Below are 20,958 nucleotides of genomic sequence, written 5' to 3'. Positions count from 1 at the left end.
TCCTTAGTGGTTGCAGCCTGGGCCATGGACGTGATCGTCGTCACCTTCAACGTCGGCCGGTTCCATTTCCAGTTGCAGGCTCATCAGGTTGGTGGCCAATGGGCGCATCAGCAGGTTGGCGTACTCGGCGTCGCCCTCCTCTACGTCTACGCCAATCAGCAGTTGGCCGCGGCCATCGTGCTGGATCCAGATCTCCTTGCCCTGCCAGACCACGGCGACGCGGGTGCAGGAGGTTTCCAGCTGGGTGCCGTCGGTGTCTTCAAGGATGAGTTTCAGGGTGTCGGTCATAAATAAAATATCTCAGCCGTGTGGCATTAATTGATCTGGAAAGGATAAACCGAGCCCAGTTTAAGGATTTGCGTCAGTTCATCCAGTGCCGTCCGGCACTCAAGCAGCAACTGCGGGTCAGCCAGGTCGGTTTCGCGCAGGCTGTCACGGTAGTGCTTGCCCACCCATTGGGTCAGGGTTTCGTACAACGGCGCAGTCATGATAACCCCTGGATTCACGGCCGCCAGCTCGGTTTCGTTCAACGCCACACGCAGGCGCAGGCACGCCGGCCCACCGCCATTCTGCATGCTTTGCTTGAGGTCGAAGACCTTGACCTCGCGAATCAGCCCGCCGGAAGCGGTCAGGCCTTGCAAGTACTGCCACACGCGCTCATTGGCGCGGCACTCTTCCGGCACGATCAGCAGCATCGAACCGTCAGGACGAGTCAGCAACTGGCTGTTGAACAGGTAGGAACGCACCGCGTCCTCGACACTGACCAACGCGCGAGGCACACACACCGACTGGAAGTTGCCGCCCAGCTTGCTCAACTTGCCGTGCAGCTCGGCAAGCATCTGTTCGGTATTGAGGAACGCATCCTCGTGATAGAACAGCACCTCGCCGTTGCCCACCGCGATCACATCGTTGTGGAACACACCCGCGTCGATCACCGCCGGGTTCTGCTGGGCGTAGACCACACCGTCATCCTTCAAGCCATGCAGGCGCGCAACGGCCTGGGAGGCTTCGAGGGTCTGGCGCGCCGGGTACTTCTGCGGGGCCGGGTAACGGGGGTCGAAAGCACTACGGCCGAAGACGAAAAACTCCACGCCCGCCTCGCCGTACTCACGACAGAAACGCGTGTGGTTGGCCGCGCCTTCATCGCCAAACTGCGCCACGGCCGGCAAGGCGGCGTGGTGAGCGAAATGCTTGCCATCGGCGAACATCGCCCCCAGCACGCGACTGGTGGTGGGGTGCTCGATACTGCGGTGGTATTTGCAATTGAGGTTGGCAGCGGTGAAATGCACACGGCCGTCTGCGGTGTCGGCACTTGGGCTGACGGTGGCGGCGTTGGCTACCCACATGCTGGATGCCGAGCAGCTCGCTACCAGCAAAGGCATGGCCTGCCTGGCAGCCTGCTCGATCACCTGAGCGTCGGTGCCGCTGAAACCCAAGCTGCGCAAGGCGGCTACATCCGGGCGCTCCTGGGGCGCCAATACACCTTGCACAAAGCCCATGTCCATCAGGGCTTTCATTTTCTGCAGGCCCTGCAACGCCGCTTCCTTCGGGTTGGAAGACTGCTGGCTGTTGCTTTGGGACGCGACGTTGCCGAAGGACAAACCGCCGTAGTTATGGGTCGGCCCCACTAGACCGTCAAAATTGACTTCACAGGATTTCATCGGCGAGGCTCCACGAACATCTGTTTTTATAGGCATCAAATCACTTGAATACACCACAGATCCATTGTGGGAGCGGGCTTGCTCGCGAAAGCGGTGGTTCAGTCACTTCAAATATTGAATGAAACACCGCATTCGCGAGCAAGCCCGCTCCCACATTTAGATCAGCGTTATACCTGGCGTGAGCGTTGCCGGGACTATCAGGCTTGGCGTTTCCAACGACGCCACCGGGTACGCGCAATAATCCGCCGCGTAATAGGCACTGGCGCGATGATTGCCCGACGCCCCGACACCACCGAACGGTGCGGTACTGGCGGCGCCGGTCAACTGCTTGTTCCAGTTGACGATGCCGGCGCGGCTTTCCAGCCAGAACTGCTGGTAACGCGCTTCGGAGTCCGACAACAGGCCAGCGGCCAGGCCGTACTGGGTGTTGTTGGCCTCAGCGATGGCACCGGCAAAATCCGCATAGCGGATCACCTGCAGCAGCGGGCCGAACAGCTCTTCGTCTTCACGTTCCGTCACCCCGGTTACGTCGATGATTCCAGGGGTCAACAAAGCGGCCTGAGCCTGAGGCTGGGTCATCTCCAGCAGCGCCACCGCGCCATTGGCCAACATCAGTTCCTGAGCGTGTATCAGGGCTTTGGCCGCAGCGAGCGAGATCACCGAGCCCATGAACGGCGCCGGTTGCTGGTCGAAAGCGCCCACTTCAATGCTCGCACTCACCGCCACCAGGCGCGCCAGCAAGGCATCGCCCCAGGCACCTTGCGGCACCAGCAAGCGGCGCGCGCAGGTGCAACGCTGGCCTGCCGAGATAAACGCCGACTGGATGATGGTGTACACCGCCGCATCCACGTCGGCGACTTCGTCCACGACCAGCGGGTTATTACCGCCCATTTCCAGGGCCAGGATCTTGTCAGGGCGCCCTGAGAATTGCTGGTGCAAGTGGTTGCCGGTGCGGCTGGAGCCGGTAAAGAACAGGCCGTCGATGCCTGGGTTGGCCGCCAGGGCGATGCCGGTTTCCCGCGCGCCTTGCAGCAGGTTGAGCACGCCCGCCGGCAAACCGGCTTCGATCCAGCACTGTACGGTCAGCTCGGCGACCTTGGGGGTCAGCTCGCTCGGCTTGAACAGCACGGTATTGCCCGCCAGCAACGCCGGGACGATGTGCCCATTGGGCAAGTGCCCAGGGAAGTTGTAAGGGCCGAACACCGCCACCACACCGTGGGGTTTATGGCGCAACACAGCGGTGGCGTCGCCCAGGGGGCCGCTCTTCTCGCCGGTACGCTCGCGGTAGCTTTGCACCGAGATCGCAATCTTGTTGGCCATGCTGGTGACTTCAGTGGCCGACTCCCACAGTGGCTTGCCGGTTTCTTCGCCAATGCAGCGGGCGATTTCATCGGCACGGCTTTTAAGCGTAGCGGCGAAGGTTTCCAGCACGCTGATGCGTTCTTCGAGCGGGCGCCTGGCCCATGCCGGGAATGCCTGGCGCGCAGCCTGCACGGCGGATTCGACCTGTTCGGCACTGGCACCATTGCCAGCCCACAGCACTTGCTGAGTCACCGGGTTGCGCGATTCAAACAGCTCACCCTGGCCAGCCAGCCAGCTACCTGCGATATACAGCGAATTCATTATTTGGACTCCCGAGCAGCAGACAACGCAACAGCACGCACTTGATCACCCACCACCAGTTGCAGGCGCTTGGCGGTCTGTGGATCGACCACCAGCGTACCTGCCGCCAGACGGGCCGGAGCGGCGGTGATACGGCATTCCTCGCGCTTGCGGTTATGGATCAGGAACGGCGTGGCATCGTCCCCCGGCGTGCCGATGGCCAACACCAGTGACTGGCTGTCGCGCACCGCACGGATCTTGCTGGTTTCACATTCCACCGCCGGGCCGGCGTCGAAAATATCCACATAGCCCTGGTAGCTGAAGCCTTCGCTCTTGAGCATGCTCAGCGCCGGCTCGGTGTCCGGGTGGACCTTGCCGATTACATTGCGCGCGTCTTCGGAGAGAAAGCAGCTGTACAGCGGGAACTTGGGCATCAGCTCGGCGATAAACGCCTTGTTGCCTACGCCCGTGAGGTAGTCGGCCTGGCTGAACTCCATCTTGAAGAAGTGCCGGCCCAGGCTTTCCCAGAACGGCGAACGCCCGGCGTCGTTGGACACACCGCGCATCTCGGCAATGATCTTGTTGCCGAACAGTTGCGGGAACTCGGCGATAAACAACATGCGCGCCTTGGCCAGCATGCGACCGTTGAGGCCGTTGCGGTAATCGGCATGCAAAAACAACGAGCACAATTCGGAATTACCGGTGAGGTCGTTGGCCAGGAACAGAGTCGGTATCTCACGGTAGATATTCAGTTCCTGGGAAGCGCTGACAGTCAGCCCAACCCGGAAGTTGTACCACGGCTCGCGCAGGCCAACGGCGCCAGCGATGGCGGAGATTCCCACCACGCGGCCTTCGTCGTTTTCCAGCACGAACAGGTAGTCGGCATCGCCGCGCCCGGCTTCGCCGCGAAAGGTTTTTTCCGCCCAGCCCACCCGGTGGGTCAGGCGCTCTTCGTTGGCCGGCAAGGTGGTGAGGCCGGTGCCGGTGCTGCGCGCCAGATCAATCAGGGCCGGTAAATCGCTGCTGCGTACGGGACGAACGATCATGCTATCTCCTCGAACGGGCCGCTGTTGTCAGCCACCCGCGAAACTCTGTTTTTATACCGCAACCAAACGCACGCTCGCGCCTTCGCCAACGCCCAGGGCTTCGGCGGCCGCCAGGTCCAGGGTCACTGGCTTGCCGGGCGCGTAGTCCAGCTCCAGCATCACCGCACGGTAATCCTGCAACTGCGCGTTGCTCACCAGGTACTGACGACCGACGCCCTTGACCATCTCGCCGATCTTCACCGGCACCACGCGGCTCTGGGCAATCGAGCGAATGCCCGACACCCGTGCGTGCAGCGTCGGGCCACCGTCGAAGATGTCGATGTAATGGTCAGTTTCGAAACCTTCACGCATGAGGATGTCGAAGGTGATTTGCGCACGCGGGTGCACCTGGCCCATGGCTTCTTGCGCTTCGTCCGGCAGCAGCGGCACGTAGATCGGATAGTGCGGCATCAGCTCGGCGAGGAAGGTACGGCTTTTCAGCCCGCACAGGCGCTCGGCGGCGGCGTAGTTGAGGTCGAAGAAGTTGCGGCCAATGGCATCCCAGAACGGCGAGTCACCGTTCTCGTCGCTGTAGCCGACAATCTCGGTCACCACCGAGTCGGCAAAGCGCTCGGGATGGCTGGCGACAAACAGCAGTCGGCCACGGGAATTGAGTTCCGACCACGGCGAACCGACCAGCGCAGGCTTCACGTAGAAACTGGTGAGCAGGCTGTTGCCGGTAAGGTCGTGGCACTGGGAAAGCACGTGGATCTTGTTGTGGATCTTCAGCTCGCGGGAGGCGTGCACGAAGGTCTCGTTACGAAAGCTATAGAACGGCTCGGAGTAACCGGCCGAGGCCACGATGGCCGAGCAGCCGGCGAGCTTGCCGGTCTCGGTGTCTTCCAGCACGAAGAAATAGCTCTCTTCACCGTTGAAACTCACCTCGGCCGCAAAAGAAGCTTCGCTGGCCGCGATCTTGTCGCTCAGGCGTTCCACATCATCCGGCAAGGAGGTGACACCAATCGGGCTGTCCGCAGCCAGACGCTGTACCTCGCCCAGATCAGCCATTTGCGCGGGGCGCATCACCAGCATGGTGTCACTCCTTAACTCGAAAACTCACAGAGGAAAAAATGCCGGACACAGGCCCTGGATACACATCGGTCTCAATGTGTCAGCAGATCCATGTGGGAGCTGGCTTGCCTGCGATACAGGCAACTCGGTAATCAATGTCACCGAGGTGATGCTATCGCAGGCAAGCCAGCTCCCACATGTGTTCAGGTCCGGCCAATAAAATGTGTCGCTATCAGGCTTGCGTCAACGTCTTCACAGCACGCTCAAAACGATCCAGGCCTTCATTGATGTCCGCCTCTTCCACCACCAGGCTCGGCGCAAAACGCACCACGTCGGGGCCGGCTTGCAGGATCATCAGGTTTTCTTTCTCGGCCGCGTTGAACACGTCCTTAGCCTTGCCTTTGAAGGCATCGCTGAGTACGCAACCGATCAACAAGCCCATGCCACGCACTTGGGTGAAGATGCCGTACTGCTTGCCGATCTGCTCCAGGCGCGCCTTGAACAGGTCGTGCTTGGCATTCACACCCGCCAGCACTTCTGGGGTGTTGATCACGTCGATCACCGCTTCCGCTACCGCGCACGCCAGCGGGTTGCCGCCGTAGGTGGTGCCGTGGGTGCCGACCACCAAGTGCTTGGCCAAGTCTTCACGGGTGAGCATCGCCGCAATCGGGAAGCCGCCGCCCAGGCTCTTGGCGCTGGTGAGGATGTCCGGCGTCACGCCGTAATGCTGGTAGGCAAACAGGTGGCCGCTGCGGCCCATGCCGGTTTGCACTTCGTCGAATACCAGCAGCGCATCGTGGGTGTCGCACAGTTCGCGGGCGCCTTGCAGGTAAGCCAGTTCGGCTGGCAGTACGCCGCCTTCGCCCTGGATCGGTTCCAGAACCACGGCGCAGGTCTTATCGGTCACCGCCGCTTTCAGCGCAGCCAGGTCGTTATAAGGAACGTGGGTGATGCCGGTGATTTTAGGCCCGAAACCATCGGAGTACTTCGACTGGCCACCGACGTTGACGGTGAACAGGGTACGGCCATGGAAGCTGTTCAGCGCGGCGATGATCTCGTACTTCTCGCTGCCAAAACGGTCGAACGCCACGCGACGGGCCAGCTTGAAGGCGGCCTCGTTGGCTTCGGCGCCGGAGTTGCAGAAGAACACGCGCTCGGCAAAGGTGGCGTCGATCAGCTTGTGGGCCAGGCGCAGCGCCGGCTCATTGGTGAACACGTTGGAGACGTGCCAGAGTTTGTTGGCCTGTTCGGTCAAAGCACCGACCAGTGCCGGATGGGCGTGGCCCAGAACGTTAACCGCGATGCCGCCGGCAAAGTCGATCAGCTCGCGACCGGCCTGGTCCCAGACGCGCGAACCTTGGCCACGCACAGGAATAAAGGCAGCAGGTGCGTAGTTGGGCACCATCACCTGGTCGAAATCGGCACGTTGCACCGGGGCTTGCTCAACGGACATCGGAGTCTCCTGAAGAGGAACGCCTGCCTGGAACTGGCGGGCGATGCAGGGATTGTAAGGACAGTTTTCAGTGGGGCCTTGTCGCCAAGCGACAACTTCTTATAGCGCCAACCCGTGTTTTTCGCGGGTTTACGCCAATGCGACAAATAGCGTCGCAATGGCGCAGTTTAAACGCTGCGGCAGGTTTACGTCAGGATCATGCAGCGAAAGGGTTGGCGCGCCCTGACGATCTAACTGCGCCTACCTGAGTTCCGGGCAGCACGGCCTCATAAGCAAGGGAGGCAAGCGCAAGATCTGCAGGTTTCTTTGCGGGCATCACTATATATGCTCCCGCCCTGCATCAAAGTTGGTGTGATGTCGCTGCCTCAACTCAATGAAGATCCAGCCCATGCCCACCCCAACTCAGACCTCGCTCTCCCAACACCTCGCACAAGTCGCAGCCGTAGTGCCCGCCGAGGTCAACCCCCGCCTACCGAAATGGCTAGGGAACGCCTCAAGTGCCCGGCGTCAGGCCCTGAAAAACAGCCCAATTGAATTCGCCGATTGGTATGGCGATGCCAACCGCACCCAGCAAGCTCCCGCCAAGAAGGCACTGGAGAACAGTTGGAAGGCGCAAAACCAAGTCGACAGCGCCCTGTCCACGCTCCAATCCCCGCAAGCATTTGCCGCACCCTTGCTGCAACAGGCACTCAAGCAGCAGTTTGACGCCGACTGCGACGTCAGCGCTATTTACCTGCGCTTGTATATCCCACAGACCACACCGCTGCTTCCCATAGAAACTGGCGCCAAAACCTGGACCGTTTCACTGGTGGAGGCGGCATTGCACAACTTTGATGCGGGCGAAAGCAAGCCGACGGCATATGCCCCAGAGTCGACATTCATTACTCAGCCCTCCGCCACCGGGCAATTCAACACGCTGCCCCAATTACGCGAGAAAATCAGCATCGCGCAATTCATTGGATTATGCCGCGCGCTGGATGTCGGCAAGCAATACCAGCGCTACCTCAAGAACCTTTTGGGCTTCAATGACGCGGCGATCAAGGCTCAACTGCGCCAAAAGGTCATCAACAGCCTGAAAGCCGACGCCCAAGCCAGCTTGCATATGGCGCAGCTGAAAAAAGATGTATCGCCCCAAGCGTTCAATGCACTTCGCAGCTTTCTCAAAAACCTGATCGGCGACCTGAACGGCAGGCCGTTGCTGTGCCATGACCTTAGCCTGATGAACGCCCCCTTGACCGGCATCGTGCTGTTCGCCGCCGACCTGGAGTCCAATCGCAGCGCCGTCCCGATGGTGGCCTACATTCCGGGCGACCCGCAATCGCCGCTCAAGTATTACGCCAACGGTCAGGCTTTCATGCAGGACCTGGCGAACAAACTGCGCAGCGCCGACTATCAGGCGTTTTTCAGCCGTTTCGTCAGGCATGAACAGCGTGGCTACTTCTTTGCCGATCTCAACAGCCGCTTATCACAGGTCGTCTGGCACGAGCATGTTTCGGGCGACCCCCGCCCTGTCTGGCGTGACGAACCTGTGGCCAAAACCAACCTGCAATTCTATGCGACGAAAATCACCAACGACCTGTACGAGCACCTGTATGAGAACAAGCTTGATAAGTTGCTCAACGATGCTCGCGTAACGGCCATTCCCACCGCCGACGCTGACAGAAATGCTCGCTGGCGGCACTGGGAGGTTGTGCAGAAAATCGGTGAAGCCATTCTCGAAATCGCCGCCTTCATCGCAACACCCTTTGTTCCGCCGCTGGGCTTACTGATGCTCGGCTATACCGCCTATCAACTGCTCGACGATGTGTTCGAAGGCGTGCTCGACTGGGCCGAAGGGCTCAAGCGCCAGGCATTCGGGCACCTGATGTCAATCCTTGAGCAAATGGTCCAACTGGGGATGTTCGCGGTCGGCGCACCGATCGCCGAAAACCTGTTGCGACAGACGCTACCGAAGGCGCTATGGGACTTCTTTGACAGACTCACTCCGGTGACCACCGACCGTAAAACCCGCCTGTGGAACCCCGACCTGGCGTCCTACGCCCACGACATTCAATTGGTTCCAGGGGCGCGCCCCGGCCCGCAGGGATTACATGCCCATCAACAAAAGCAGATCCTGGCGCTGGACGGGCAATATTTCTCCATCAAACAACCCTCGGGCAACGCTAGCCTTGAACACCCTACGCGCCCCCACGCCTACCGCCCACGCGTACTGAGCAATGGCAAGGGCGCCTGGTTGACGCCCGTGGATCGCCCGTTGACCTGGAATCGCACCACCTTGCTGCGCCGGCTCGGCCCATCTGCCGAAGGTATCAGCGAAGCCGGTCTTGAAAGAGCCAGTCGCATCAGCGAGACCAATGATGACGTCCTGCGCAAACTGTACGTGGACCACCAACCGCCGCCGCCGCTGTTGGCCGACACACTCAAGCGCATCCGGATCGATGAGCAGCTGCAAACTTTCATCGACCAGATGAACAGCGATGACCCTGCGATGTATCAGAAGGCTGATACCCAAACGCAACTGTGGCTGCTGAGCCAGACGGGCCTATGGCCCGAATCCAAGACCCTGCGGTTTCTCAACGCCAAAGGTGAAACCGTCTGGGAGCACAAAGGCCATAAAAACGCCGCCGTGGCACAGATACACGAAGCCCAGATGAACAAGGGCGATTTGCTGACGATCGTGCTGGAAACCTTGAACGAGTCGGAACGCAAAACCTTGCTTGAAGAGCCGTTCGGCCCCACGCCCACCCTGCCTGCACGCACCGCCAAACTGCGCAAACAACTGGCACGCGCAGCTCAGAAAAGCCGCGCCTCGCTGTTCGACTCGCGTTATCGCGGGCTGGAGATAACCGCTGACGCACGCCTGCAAACCATCATCGACGCCGCGCCCGGCCTGCCAACGAGCGCCGCCGAAGACGTATTACGCTGCTCCACCGGCCAGCAGTTGCTGGACATCGACCAAGGCAAGGTACCCGCGCCGGTACTTGAGCGAGCACGCTGGGCCGCTCATCACGTTCGAATCAGCCGGGCGCATGAAGGGTTGTACATGACCGCTCTGGAAAACAGCGACACCCACCGCCTCGCCCTGCACTCGCTGGAAAACCTGCCGGGCTGGTCGCCGTCTGTGCGCCTGGAAGTGCGCGATTTCAAGCAAACCGGCAAGCTGCACGATGCGATCGGCGCTCCTGAAGCACCGATCAAACGCACCCTGGTGCGTACCATCGACGGCGAGTACATCCCCGAAGACGAAAAAGGCATGGTGCTTGCCGAAACGGATTTTTACACTGCCGTCCTGCAGGCCCTGCCTGACACTCAGCGCGATGCGCTGGGCATTCATATCGGCCAGGGTCCGTTGTTGCGGCAAACCTTGAGCCAGCGCCCCCTGACACGTGAAGCGCTCGGCGCGTTGTTGGCCCAGGATCCAGTGCGCAAACCTGCCTACGACCCCAGGCTGATGCGCCTGCCCGGCGGCATGGAAGGCTACCCTGCCACACCGCCAGAGGCCGGCAACACCCCCGAGTTGGCGTTGTTACACGAGCTGTACCCTGGCCTGAGCCCGCAAGAGCTGACTCAGACACTGGACATTTTGAACAGCTATCCCAGCAATCCCTTACAGACGCTCCGTTACCTGAAAAACGAGCTTTTACGACTGAAAACCGATCTGATGGCCTGGCGCTCGAACCTCTTGCAGGCCTCTCTCAACACCGATGCCCCGCTACCCTCTTCCGCCGTCGCCGAAGCGGAACTGCACCGCTGGATATGGACACAAGAACTGCTCCGCGGCTGGCGCCATGAAACGCCGATCGATACTGACCACGCAATCGGACGCGCACTGAACCTTGGCTACCCCATACACGGCGAACTGCCTGTACTCAATGCAAACTTCGATCACATTTCCAGTTTGACGCTAAAGGGTTACCCCACTACCCGGGGAGCGCCAGGTTTCCTCACCCACTTCCCCAACCTACGTACGTTGCATCTGAGCGACGTTGCCCTCAACACAATTCCTCCCGAGGTCATCGCACTTTCTCACCTTGACAGACTGACGCTGCGCAACTGCAACCTGACCCTGCAAAACCACACAGACCTTGCTCCCTTCACAGGACTCAAAAGCCTGGACCTATCCAACAACAATCAGCTATCACGGTCTCCCAACCTTGGGCACATGCCCGAACTACAGACGCTGAACCTGAGCGGAACCCATATTCCCCTGTTTCCCGAAAACCTGCTCAATCGCCCCCAACTAGTCAGCGCCGATCTGAGCAACAACTATTTGAGTCGGCTGCCTGATTTGATCTTCCAACTGCCAGGCAATGCCGCCAAAGCCTTTAACCTGTCAGGCAACGGGTTCTCACGCGCCACGCTGCAGAGGATCAAAGCCTATTGCCAGATAACCGGCGAACATTTTGGTGCTGATGCCAACCCCGCGCAGCGGCTTATGGTGCAAGCGCTTTACCCCAAGTACAGCGTCGACCAGGCGAATAACTTCATCTTCAGGCTGCCCGGCGGCCTGGACGACTCAATGGCACACTTGGTGCGCTTGAAAGCGGACTACGAGCGTCTTCAAGCCGATTTGCAGGAATGGATAGTGAGTGTGCCGGCACAGCATCCGCTTACGAGGGCACTCCTGGACGAGCAAGCGCAGGCTCAGCAGCAGTTGGTGCGAGACGAACTCAAAACAGTGCTGGAAGCAGCTTGGCGACGGGAAACCGCTCTGGACTCCGACCAAGAGCCGCCCGCCGCCTCCCATGAAATGGAAGTGACGCTGGCGCCGCTAGGCGATCTACCGTCATTGAATATCGATTTCGAGCACATTTCGAAGCTGGAATTGAGAGCAGAGGAAACTACGTCGATTCCCCAGGGATTTCTCGAGCACTTTCCCAACCTGGAAAGCCTGCTGATCTACCGCTATGCCTTGAACGACATTCCTGGCGCCGTGTTCAATCTACCCAAACTCAAGTCACTGAGCCTTGCAAACAGCCATATTCGCTTGACCACCACCAGCGCCGACGCCCTGAGCGACCTGCAAAACCTTGAGTACCTGGACCTGAGTCATAACCCGCTGGGCGTCGCGCCCGACATCAGCAAAATGTCGGGGCTGACAGGTTTGATGATCGAAGAAGCTGGCCTCACGCAAGTGCCGAACGGAATATTCAACCTGCCATCGCTTGATCAAGTGAGCTTGCGCAATAACCAGATTAGCGAGCTGCCCAGCGACCTCCTTGAAATGGATGCAGACAGAGCCCAGGGCTTCGACCTCAGCGGCAACCCGTTCTCGCCCGCGGCGATCGCCATGCTGCGCAGTTATTACAACCGCACGGCGGTAAGTTTCGATGTACCGGAAGCTTTACAACCCCCGCCGATCAATCCCAACCAGGACTCCGTCAGCGGTGGACCCGACACAGAGGGCGATGAATAGCCCGCCGCTCAACCGCGCTCGGAGGGCACCGACGACAACTCGAACGGGCTGCTGCTGCGCCGTTGGTTGCGGTCTTCACGGGGAGTAGCGCCGAAGAAGTTACGGTAGGCGCTGGAGAAATGCGGCCCCGAGGAGAAGCCGCACGACAGGCCGATCTGGATGATCGACTTGCTGGTTTGCATCAACATCTGGCGCGCCTTGTTCAGGCGCAGCTCCAGGTAATACTGGCTGGGAACGCGGTTAAGGTACTGCTTGAAGATGCGCTCCAGCTGTCGTCGTGACACGCACACGTGCTGGGCAATTTCATCGGTGGTCAGCGGCTCTTCAATATTGGCTTCCATCAGCAACACCGCCTGGGTCAGCTTCGGATGGCTGGAGCCCAGGCGGTTTTGCAACGGAATGCGCTGGCGCTCGCCGCCCTCACGGATGCGCTCCACCACCAATTCTTCAGACACGGCACCGGCCAACTCGGCGCCATGGTCACGGGCCAGTACCGCCAACAGCAGGTCAAGTACCGACATGCCGCCGCAAGCGGTCAGGCGATCACGGTCCCAGTCAAACAGGTGGCTGGTGGCGATGACCTTGGGGAAACGCTCGGCGAAATCGTCCTGCCAGCGCCAATGCACGGCAGCACGATAACCATCCAGCAAACCAAGCTGGGCCAATGGGTACACGCCTGCCGATAACCCGCCTATCACGCAACCAGCCCGAACCAGTTGCTTGAGCGCGGTGCTGAGCTGGGAGGCGATGGCGGCAGGCGGCTCATCCGCCAGCAGGAACAGTTTCTGAAAACCTTCCAGCTTGCCGGCCCACGGCTCGCCCGGCAGTTGCCAGGCCCCCTCGGTTTGCGGCTCGGCCTGCAGAAACGACAATTCGTAGACCACATCCGGATGTACCCGCTGAGCAACGCGCAAGGCCTCCTCAGCCAGCGCAAGCGTGAGTGCTTTTGTGCTGGGCCAAATTAGGAAACCAATTTTGTGGGCGGTCATGGAGTGCTATCCGGAGCGAAAACGGTGAAAGAAGCTGTGGGCCAATGCTAGCCCGTAAACCAACACAAATCTCAAAAACAATGAAGCCCTGCCCTCCTGTAGGAGCGAGCTTGCTCGCGAAAAACCTGAGAACGCCACGGGGTATCAGGCTTCCCGCGTTATCGTTGACGATCTTCGCGAGCAAGCTCGCTCCTACAGGGGAGGGGTGGCAACCTTGACTATTTCAAGCTGCCGGACAGGAATTGCTGAAGGCGCTCGGACTGCGGGTTCACCAGCACTTCGCGAGGATTGCCCCGTTCTTCAACAATGCCTTTGTGCAAAAACACCAACTGGTTCGACACTTCGCGGGCAAAGCCCATTTCGTGGGTCACCACCACCATGGTGCGGCCTTCCTGGGCCAGGTCCTGCATGACCTTGAGCACTTCGCCCACCAACTCCGGATCCAGCGCCGAAGTAGGTTCGTCGAACAGCATCACCTCAGGCTCCATCGCCAGCGCACGAGCAATCGCTACGCGCTGCTGCTCGCCACCGGACATGTGGCCCGGGAACGCATCCTTACGATGGCCCACGCCGACTTTGGCCAGGTAATGCTCGGCCTTTTCACGGGCCTCTTTCTTCGATATGCCCAACACGTGCACCGGGGCTTCCATCACGTTTTCAATCGCGGTCATGTGCGACCACAGGTTGAAATGCTGGAACACCATGGACAGGCGTGAACGCATACGTTGCAGTTGCTTGGGGTCGGCGGCCTTCATGGCGCCGTCCTTGCTGGCCACCAGTTTCAGCTCTTCGTTATTGAGCAGAATCTTGCCGGCGTGGGGCTGCTCCAGCAGGTTGATGCAGCGCAAAAAGGTACTTTTGCCCGAACCGCTGGAACCGATGATGCTGATCACATCACCGGCGGCGGCGGCCAGGGACACACCTTTGAGCACTTCATGACTGCCATAGCGTTTATGCAGGTCTTGGACTTCAAGCTTGTACATGCGGTCGGTTCTCACAAAAACAGGTGGTCAGTCGTTGAGCAAGCGCCCGTGACGCAGCGCTTCGCGCCCCGCCACCTTGGCCAGCCAGAAACCCGCTTGGGCATAACGTAGCCGTTCAACGGCAAACAACACCCCCGAGGTGCCCGCGCAAATAGTGCTTACGCGGTCAGTCAGGGGGTCAATCACTTCAAAAATCTCGTCGCCGGTTTCTACCCAGTCGCCCGCTTTACGCAGGTAACTGATCACCCCGGCATGGGGCGCGAACAGCAGCTCGGTGCCCTCAAAAGGCACACCTTCGCAAGGTTCGTGTTGCGGCGCAGGCCACTCGCCCTTGATCAAGCCTTGTTCGGCGAGGAACGCAAGGATGCCTTCGGCGTGGAAGATGGCTTCATCACGGCCGGTGTCGGCCTGGCCGCCCAACTCCAACGTCGTTGCCAGGCAGGCCAGCGGAATCTGCGCCTGCGGGAACATGCGCGACAAACGCAGCCACGGCAACGAGCACGCCTCGTCAAACGAACTGCCGCCGGAATCTTCCGCCAGCAGGCCGACCTTCACATTCAGATGTGCCGACAGCGACCGCCACTGCGGCCAGTGTTGGGGCAGCGCGTACATGTGCAGTGCGGCTTCGGCGTCGCAATGCAGGTCCAGCACCACATCGGCGGTGCAGGCATGGCTCAGCAGGATACGCTGCATGCCTTGCAACTGGCTGCTCGGCTCGGGCAAGGCGGCCAGCGTATCGCTCATGGCCTGGCGAATCATGCGCACATTGGCGTGCGGGTCATCACCCAGTTTGCCTTGCAACAATGCACCGACCGGCTCGCTCAACTCAACGAAGTCGCGATTGAAGTTCTTGCCGCTGCCCACTTCGAAACGCCCCTGGTGGCTGCCCTGCAACAGCTGGCCAAGGCCCATCGGGTTAGCCACCGGCACCAGCTCGATCACGCCGTTGAGGGCGCCCTGCTGCTCCAGCTTTGTGAGGCGTTTTTTCAGTTCCCACGCGGCACGCATACCCGGCAACTCATCGGCGTGCAGGCTGGCCTGGATATAGGCCTTGCGCTCGCCGCTGCCAAAGCGGAACACGCTCAGTTGGCGCTCGCAGCCCAAATGCCCCCAGGGCAGCAGATGATCGATACGTTCCATATCAGTGCTTCCGTGGAGCCAGGTAGCTCAGCCAGCGGCGCTCGGCCAACTTGAACAGGCGCACCAGGATGAAGGTCAGGCACAGGTAGAACACGCCGGCGGTGATATAGGCTTCGAACGGCAGGTAATACTGGGCATTGACCGTACGCGCGGCACCGGTGATGTCGATCAGGGTAACGATGGACGCCAGGCTGGTGGTCTGCAGCATCATGATCACTTCGTTGCTGTACTGCGGCAGCGCGCGGCGCAGGGCCGACGGCAACAGGATGCGGCGGTACAGTTTGTAGCGCGACATGCCCATGGCCTTGGCCGCTTCGATCTCACCGTTAGGCGTGGCCTTGAGGCTGCCGGCGATAATTTCGGCGGTGTAGGCGCTGGTGTTGATCGCAAACGCCAGGCACGCACAGAATGTCGCGCTGGACAGCAGCGGCCACAGGAAGCTTTCGCGTACCGCTTCGAACTGCGCCAGGCCGTAGTAGATCAAAAACAGCTGCACCAGCATCGGCGTGCCGCGGATCACGTAGGTGTAAAGCCAGGCCACGCCGTTGACGATCGGCTGCTTGGACACGCGCATCAAGCCCAGGGGCAAGGCCGCGAGCAGGCCGAAGAACAGCGAGATAGCGAGCAGTTTCAGGGTGGTCAGCAAGCCGCCAAGGTACAGCGGCATGGCCTCCCAGATGACGTTGTAGTCGAAGATCATAGATCAGCCGCCCTTACGCCTACCGAGTAGCGCTTCTCAAGGTAACGCAAGGCCAGCAACGACACGCTGGTGATCACCAGGTACATCGCCGCCACTGCGAGGAAGAAGGTAAAAGGCTCGCGGGTGGCGTCTGCCGCCTGCTTGGCCTTGAACATCATGTCTTGCAGACCTACCACCGAAATCAGCGCGGTGGCCTTGGTCAATACCAGCCAGTTGTTGGTAAACCCAGGGATCGCCAGCCGAATCATCTGCGGCACCATCACCCGGAAAAACACCTGGAAGCTGCTCATGCCATACGCCAGGCCGGCTTCAGCCTGCCCCTTGGGAATGGCCATGAAGGCGCCACGGAAAGTTTCCGACAGGTAGGCGCCAAAGATGAAACCCAGGGTGCCGATACCGGCGGCCAAGGGGTTCAAGTCGATATAGTCGTCAAAGCCCAATAGCGGCGCGACGCGGTTAAGCAAGTCCTGGCCGCCATAGAAAATCAGCAGGATCAGCACCAGGTCGGGGATCCCGCGGATCACCGTGGAGTACAAGTCACCCAGCCAAGCCAACCAGCGCACCGGCGACAGGCGTAACGCGACCCCGATCAGACCCAGAACAATGGCCAAGGCCATGGACGACAAGGCGAGCTGAAGCGTCAACCAAGCGCCATCGAGGATAACGGCCCCGTAGCCTTTCAACATGATTCAGGTCCTCGAAAAGGGGGATGAAAAAATGGCGCAAACTTCAGGATGACTGTTGCTTGCGCCATTTCGGACAGACAGCTGCGATGAGTTACTTGGCGTCAGCGCCGTAAATATCGAAGTCGAAGTACTTGTCCTGGATTTTCTTGTATTCGCCGTTGGCACGGATTGCAGCGATGGCCGCGTTGATGCGTTCAAGGTTTTCCTTGTCGCCTTTGCGCACTGCGATGCCGATACCGTCGCCGAAGTATTTGGCTTCGGTGAACGATGGGCCTACAAACGCGTAGCCTTTGCCGGCGTCGGTTTTCAGGAAACCGTCTTGCAGCAGGGTGGCGTCAGCCACGGTACCGTCGAGACGACCGGCGGCCACGTCCAGGTAGATTTCGTTCTGGGTACTGTAACCCTTGATATCCGCACCTTTTGGCGCCAGGACTTCACGGGCGAAACGGTCGTGGATCGAACCGCGCTGCACACCGATCTTCTTGCCCTTCAACTCATCCAGACTGTCGCTGACGGTGGTGCCTTCCTTCATCACCAGACGCGCAGGGGACAGGTAGTAGCGAGTGGTGAAGTCCACCGATTTCTTGCGGTCGTCAGTGATGGACATGGATGACAGGATCGCGTCGATCTTGCGCACTTTCAACGCCGGGATCAGGCCGTCGAACTCTTGCTCAACCCAGGTGCATTTCACGTCCATCTGCTTGCACAGCGCGTTGCCGATGTCGTAGTCAAAACCGACGATGCTGCCATCCGGCGCCTTCGAGGCAAACGGAGGGTAAGCCGCTTCGATACCAATTTTCAGCGGCTTGCCTTCGGCGAAAGCCTGCATGGACAGCACGGACAGCGCCAGGGCGCCCAACAGCACGAGTTTCTTCATCTTGGGACTCCATCGGTATAGGGCAAAAACAGCAGTATGAGCCATGGCCCACGATGCGGCGAAGGTGTAACCGAATAGCGGTGCTGCGTCCTGCGCGGGCGACACCTGCGACGACGAGCGAGTGATCGGCATTCTAACGACAGGCCGGAAGCCGATATTTCCTCAATGCGACAACAATTTACAGAAGCACTGAGAAAGCGGTTCCAACACATTGACAGCCTCTGAATTTTATGCAGAGACAAAAGATATTAAACCTGATGATGCTGCAAATTGCGGGCCTATTATTCGCAAACCCTTCTAGCACGGCAAGTCTGGCGTTTAATCTTATTTTTGGGGGTGTCTAGAACGCGGTTTTTCGGGGCGGGGGCGTGGTCCATTGCCCCAGCTTTGTGCGGGTGGTTACACATTTGAGCGGGCCGGTAACATTCAGAAACGTCCTACCGGGAAAACCGATATTTATTGGCTTGGTCGTGATGCGGCTCTGTCAGACCGCCACCCACACCCCTTTATGAAATGCGATCTGAACTGTGGGAGCTGGCTTGCCTGCGATAACGGTGTATCAGCCAAAGATGGGCTAACTGATAAATAGCTATCGCAGGCAAGCCAGCTCCCACACTGCATCTCGGTGTTACATGGCCCCCCACAAAAAAGCCCCACCCGGCTTGCACCGAATGGGGCTCTGTCCCACCTACCCCGCTTACGCGACGTTCATGGTCTTGTGCGTTTCAATCAAATGCGCCACCACGCTTGGATCTGCCAAAGTAGAGATATCCCCCAACCCGTCGTATTCAGCCGTGGCGATCTTGCGCAAAATGCGCCGCATGATTTTCCCCGAGCGCGTTTTCGGCAACCCGGGCGCCCACTGGATTACGTCCGGCGAGGCAATCGGCCCGATTTCCTTGCGCACCCAGTTTTTCAGCTCCAGGCGCAGTGCTTCGTTGGGCTCTTCACCATTCTTCAAGGTGACATACACATAAATGCCCTGCCCCTTGATGTCATGCGGCACGCCCACCACCGCCGCCTCGGCGACTTTGGGGTGCGCAACCATGGCGCTCTCGATCTCGGCAGTACCCATGCGGTGGCCGGACACGTTCAACACGTCATCCACACGGCCAGTGATCCACCAGTAACCATCCTCATCGCGACGTGCGCCGTCACCGGTGAAGTACATGCCGCGGAAGGTCTTGAAGTAGGTGTCGACAAAACGGTCATGGTCGCCGTACAGGGTACGCGCCTGGCCTGGCCAAGAATCCAGAATCACCAGGTTGCCTTCGGCGGCGCCTTCGATGATGTTGCCCAGGTTGTCCACTAGCGCCGGCACCACACCGAAGAACGGCCGTGCCGCCGAACCCGGCTTCAACGCATGGGCGCCTGGCAGTGGGCTCATCAGCGTGGCACCGGTTTCGGTCTGCCACCAGGTATCGACGATCGGGCAACGGGATTGGCCGACGTTCTTGTAGTACCAGTCCCAGGCTTCCGGGTTGATCGGCTCACCCACCGAGCCCAACAGGCGCAGGCTGCTGCCGTCGGCGCCTTCGCAGGCTGCGGTGCCGGAAGCCATCATCGCGCGGATCGCGGTCGGTGCGGTGTAGAGGATATTGACCTTGTGCTTGTCGACGATCTTCGCCACGCGGGTGATGTCCGGGTAGTTCGGCACGCCTTCGAACAGCAGCGTGGTCGCGCCATTGGCCAGCGGGCCGTAGACGATGTAGGTGTGGCCAGTGACCCAGCCGACGTCGGCGGTGCACCAGTAGATTTCGCCTGGGCGATAGTCGAATACGCGCTCGTGGGTCAGGGCCGCATAGAGCAAGTAGCCACCGGTGGTGTGCTGCACACCCTTGGGCTTGCCGGTAGAGCCGGAGGTATAGAGGATAAACAGCGCTTCTTCGGCGCCCATCTCTTTTGGCGCACACACGGTGCCCGCCACTTTCATCAGGTCTTCGTACCAGATGTCGCGATGCTGGTTCCACTTGATCGCGCCATTGGTGCGCTTGCACACGATCACCTTCTGGATGCTGCTGGTTTCCGGGTTGGTCAGTGCGTCGTCAACGTTAGCCTTAAGCGGAATTTTCTTACCGGCGCGAATGCCTTCGTCAGCGGTAATCACCACTTTCGACTTACAGTCGATGATGCGACCGGCCAGGGCTTCTGGGGAAAAACCGCCAAACACCACCGAATGGATCGCGCCGATGCGGGTACAGGCCAGCATGGCGACCACGGCTTCGGGAATCATCGGCATATAGATAGTCACCACATCGCCGCGGTGCACGTCCTGACCGCGCAAGGCGTTGGCGAACTTGCAGACTTCTTCATGCAACTCGCGGTAGGTGATGTTGCGGCTCTCGGCAGGGTCGTCGCCCTCCCAGATGATTGCGATCTGGTCGCCACGCTCGGCGAGGTGACGGTCCAGGCAATTGTAGGAAACGTTCAGGGTGCCATCGGCGAACCATTTGATGTCGACATGGTGGTCGTCGAAAGAGGTCTGCTTCACCGCGGTGAAAGGCTTGACCCAGTCAAGGCGCTTGGCTTGCTCGCGCCAGAAGCCATCGGGGTTGACCACCGACTGCTGGTACATGGCCTTGTAGGTCGCCTCGTCGGTCAGCGTGTTGGCTGCTACTTCGGGGCGAACGGGGTACAGGGAAGCCGCACTCATCTTTCTTACCTCGGTGACATAGTTGTTGTTGTATGGCCCCTGTTGTAGCCGGGGTGGGCCTATAGAACCATTCGACGATGGTAGTAACAAGACCCTACAAATTGCCCTGCTATGCCTTTTCACCGCTCTGGCCCGCGTGCTGCGGCGGCTGGCAGGTTTCTGAAAAAATCTTGATTGAGGGATTGTTACAAAAACCGCCAAAAGTGTTTATCAAAAGCACGGGTATATGAATATAACCGAGGCGCCTAAAATCAACTCCGCCAACAAGGCACTCTGATTAACAACGCAACAGCCCCCACGAAGGCAACGTTAATCCGAACTTCCCAACTTTTAAGTGACACACGCGGCCTCACAAGGGCCCCGTGCCCCCTTTCGCCCTGAAGAAGGTAATGAAGCAATGAAAGCGTTATTAGTGATCGCCCTGAGCAGCCTGTGTGCCACCGCTGCCCTGGCGGACGAAGCCCCGACTGAACTGGCCGGCCAGAACGCCCCGATTGTCGAGAACTACACCTATAGCACGCACTTGGATGTGGCCAAAGTCTTGTCCATGAGCAGCATTCCAGAAGTCTGCGAAGTTGTACCGGTGAAGATGGAATATGAAGATTCTCAAGGCCAGCGTCATATTCTTAACTATCAAGTAATGGGCAATGGTTGCTCTAACGGCTAACAACTTCTGAAGTTGGATTCTTAATTGCCGCAAGA

At 59.5% G+C, this 20,958-nt stretch carries 15 protein-coding genes; 2 read left to right on the top strand and 13 right to left on the bottom strand.

Annotated elements, in window-relative coordinates:
- Window positions 1-3: 3 nt before the first annotated feature.
- From APH41_RS25920 to APH41_RS25895, 6 genes are all read right to left on the bottom strand, one after another.
- Window positions 4-288 (bottom strand): hypothetical protein, encoded by a 285-nt coding sequence (locus APH41_RS25920; protein WP_054922326.1) that lies wholly within the window; start codon window positions 286-288, stop codon window positions 4-6.
- Between the two features lie 26 nt (window positions 289-314).
- Window positions 315-1,661, bottom strand: coding sequence for an N-succinylarginine dihydrolase (gene astB / locus APH41_RS25915; protein ID WP_054922324.1), 1,347 nt, complete (start codon window positions 1,659-1,661; stop codon window positions 315-317).
- A 156-nt stretch (window positions 1,662-1,817) separates the two neighbouring features.
- Window positions 1,818-3,287, bottom strand: coding sequence for a succinylglutamate-semialdehyde dehydrogenase (gene astD, locus APH41_RS25910; RefSeq protein ID WP_177333599.1), 1,470 nt, complete (start codon window positions 3,285-3,287; stop codon window positions 1,818-1,820).
- Entirely contained in the window at window positions 3,284-4,309 is a 1,026-nt protein-coding gene (astA, locus tag APH41_RS25905) for an arginine N-succinyltransferase (protein WP_003193612.1), read from the bottom strand. Before astA ends, astD begins: the two co-directional genes overlap by 4 nt.
- 51 nt (window positions 4,310-4,360) lie before the next feature.
- Window positions 4,361-5,380, bottom strand: a complete 1,020-nt coding sequence (gene aruF, locus APH41_RS25900) for an arginine/ornithine succinyltransferase subunit alpha (protein WP_015885475.1) — start codon at window positions 5,378-5,380, stop codon at window positions 4,361-4,363.
- Between the two features lie 211 nt (window positions 5,381-5,591).
- On the bottom strand, window positions 5,592-6,812 hold the full coding sequence (locus tag APH41_RS25895) for an aspartate aminotransferase family protein (RefSeq protein ID WP_054922319.1): 1,221 nt from the start codon (window positions 6,810-6,812) through the stop codon (window positions 5,592-5,594).
- Between the two features lie 388 nt (window positions 6,813-7,200).
- Between APH41_RS25895 and APH41_RS25890 the strand changes: the two genes are divergently transcribed.
- Complete coding sequence (locus APH41_RS25890) at window positions 7,201-12,228, top strand: dermonecrotic toxin domain-containing protein (RefSeq protein WP_054922317.1); 5,028 nt, start codon at window positions 7,201-7,203, stop codon at window positions 12,226-12,228.
- 8 nt (window positions 12,229-12,236) lie between these two features.
- Here the strand turns inward: APH41_RS25890 and argR are convergent, their stop codons facing one another.
- The 7 genes from argR to acs form a co-directional block, all read right to left on the bottom strand.
- Window positions 12,237-13,217, bottom strand: a complete 981-nt coding sequence (gene argR / locus APH41_RS25885) for a transcriptional regulator ArgR (RefSeq protein WP_034128470.1) — start codon at window positions 13,215-13,217, stop codon at window positions 12,237-12,239.
- 218 nt (window positions 13,218-13,435) lie between these two features.
- On the bottom strand, window positions 13,436-14,200 hold the full coding sequence (locus APH41_RS25880; protein ID WP_054922314.1) for an ABC transporter ATP-binding protein: 765 nt from the start codon (window positions 14,198-14,200) through the stop codon (window positions 13,436-13,438).
- A gap of 27 nt (window positions 14,201-14,227) precedes the next feature.
- Entirely contained in the window at window positions 14,228-15,340 is a 1,113-nt protein-coding gene (locus APH41_RS25875; protein ID WP_054896742.1) for a succinylglutamate desuccinylase/aspartoacylase family protein, read from the bottom strand.
- Window position 15,341: 1 nt separating this feature from the next.
- Complete coding sequence (locus tag APH41_RS25870) at window positions 15,342-16,040, bottom strand: ABC transporter permease (protein WP_034119440.1); 699 nt, start codon at window positions 16,038-16,040, stop codon at window positions 15,342-15,344.
- Window positions 16,037-16,726 carry an ABC transporter permease gene (locus tag APH41_RS25865; RefSeq protein WP_003193627.1) on the bottom strand — a complete coding sequence of 230 codons (690 nt, stop codon included), beginning with the start codon at window positions 16,724-16,726 and terminating at the stop codon, window positions 16,037-16,039. The genes APH41_RS25870 and APH41_RS25865 overlap by 4 nt, the downstream gene beginning before the upstream one ends.
- Before the next feature lie 91 nt (window positions 16,727-16,817).
- Entirely contained in the window at window positions 16,818-17,603 is a 786-nt protein-coding gene (locus APH41_RS25860) for an ABC transporter substrate-binding protein (protein ID WP_043050341.1), read from the bottom strand.
- 697 nt (window positions 17,604-18,300) lie between these two features.
- Window positions 18,301-20,256: an acetate--CoA ligase gene (acs, locus tag APH41_RS25855; RefSeq protein WP_005790645.1), complete on the bottom strand. Its 1,956-nt coding sequence runs from the start codon at window positions 20,254-20,256 to the stop codon at window positions 18,301-18,303.
- Window positions 20,257-20,653: 397 nt separating this feature from the next.
- Here acs and APH41_RS25850 point away from each other — a divergent pair, with 397 nt between their 5' ends.
- Window positions 20,654-20,923: a DUF2790 domain-containing protein gene (locus APH41_RS25850; RefSeq protein WP_054896740.1), complete on the top strand. Its 270-nt coding sequence runs from the start codon at window positions 20,654-20,656 to the stop codon at window positions 20,921-20,923.
- The last annotated feature ends 35 nt before the right edge of the window (window positions 20,924-20,958 follow it).

It is taken from the genome of Pseudomonas sp. NBRC 111138, from assembly GCF_001320835.1.
Classification (GTDB): domain Bacteria; phylum Pseudomonadota; class Gammaproteobacteria; order Pseudomonadales; family Pseudomonadaceae; genus Aquipseudomonas; species Aquipseudomonas paracarnis.
The sequence above is the reverse complement of the archived record's forward strand: the minus strand, read 5'-3'. Positions and strand labels throughout refer to the sequence as shown.

Bases quoted from the DNA above. Each gene is read 5' to 3' on its own strand.
- aruF (WP_015885475.1), bottom strand. From the start codon at position 5,380: ATGCTGGTGATGCGCCCCGCGCAAATGGCTGATCTGGGCGAGGTACAG.
- APH41_RS25920 (WP_054922326.1), bottom strand. From the start codon at position 288: ATGACCGACACCCTGAAACTCATCCTTGAAGACACCGACGGCACCCAG.
- APH41_RS25865 (WP_003193627.1), bottom strand. From the start codon at position 16,726: ATGTTGAAAGGCTACGGGGCCGTTATCCTCGATGGCGCTTGGTTGACG.
- APH41_RS25895 (WP_054922319.1), bottom strand. From the start codon at position 6,812: ATGTCCGTTGAGCAAGCCCCGGTGCAACGTGCCGATTTCGACCAGGTG.
- acs (WP_005790645.1), bottom strand. From the start codon at position 20,256: ATGAGTGCGGCTTCCCTGTACCCCGTTCGCCCCGAAGTAGCAGCCAAC.
- APH41_RS25870 (WP_034119440.1), bottom strand. From the start codon at position 16,040: ATGATCTTCGACTACAACGTCATCTGGGAGGCCATGCCGCTGTACCTT.
- astB (WP_054922324.1), bottom strand. From the start codon at position 1,661: ATGAAATCCTGTGAAGTCAATTTTGACGGTCTAGTGGGGCCGACCCAT.
- APH41_RS25850 (WP_054896740.1), top strand. From the start codon at position 20,654: ATGAAAGCGTTATTAGTGATCGCCCTGAGCAGCCTGTGTGCCACCGCT.
- APH41_RS25860 (WP_043050341.1), bottom strand. From the start codon at position 17,603: ATGAAGAAACTCGTGCTGTTGGGCGCCCTGGCGCTGTCCGTGCTGTCC.
- APH41_RS25875 (WP_054896742.1), bottom strand. From the start codon at position 15,340: ATGGAACGTATCGATCATCTGCTGCCCTGGGGGCATTTGGGCTGCGAG.
- argR (WP_034128470.1), bottom strand. From the start codon at position 13,217: ATGACCGCCCACAAAATTGGTTTCCTAATTTGGCCCAGCACAAAAGCA.
- APH41_RS25880 (WP_054922314.1), bottom strand. From the start codon at position 14,200: ATGTACAAGCTTGAAGTCCAAGACCTGCATAAACGCTATGGCAGTCAT.
- astA (WP_003193612.1), bottom strand. From the start codon at position 4,309: ATGATCGTTCGTCCCGTACGCAGCAGCGATTTACCGGCCCTGATTGAT.
- APH41_RS25890 (WP_054922317.1), top strand. From the start codon at position 7,201: ATGCCCACCCCAACTCAGACCTCGCTCTCCCAACACCTCGCACAAGTC.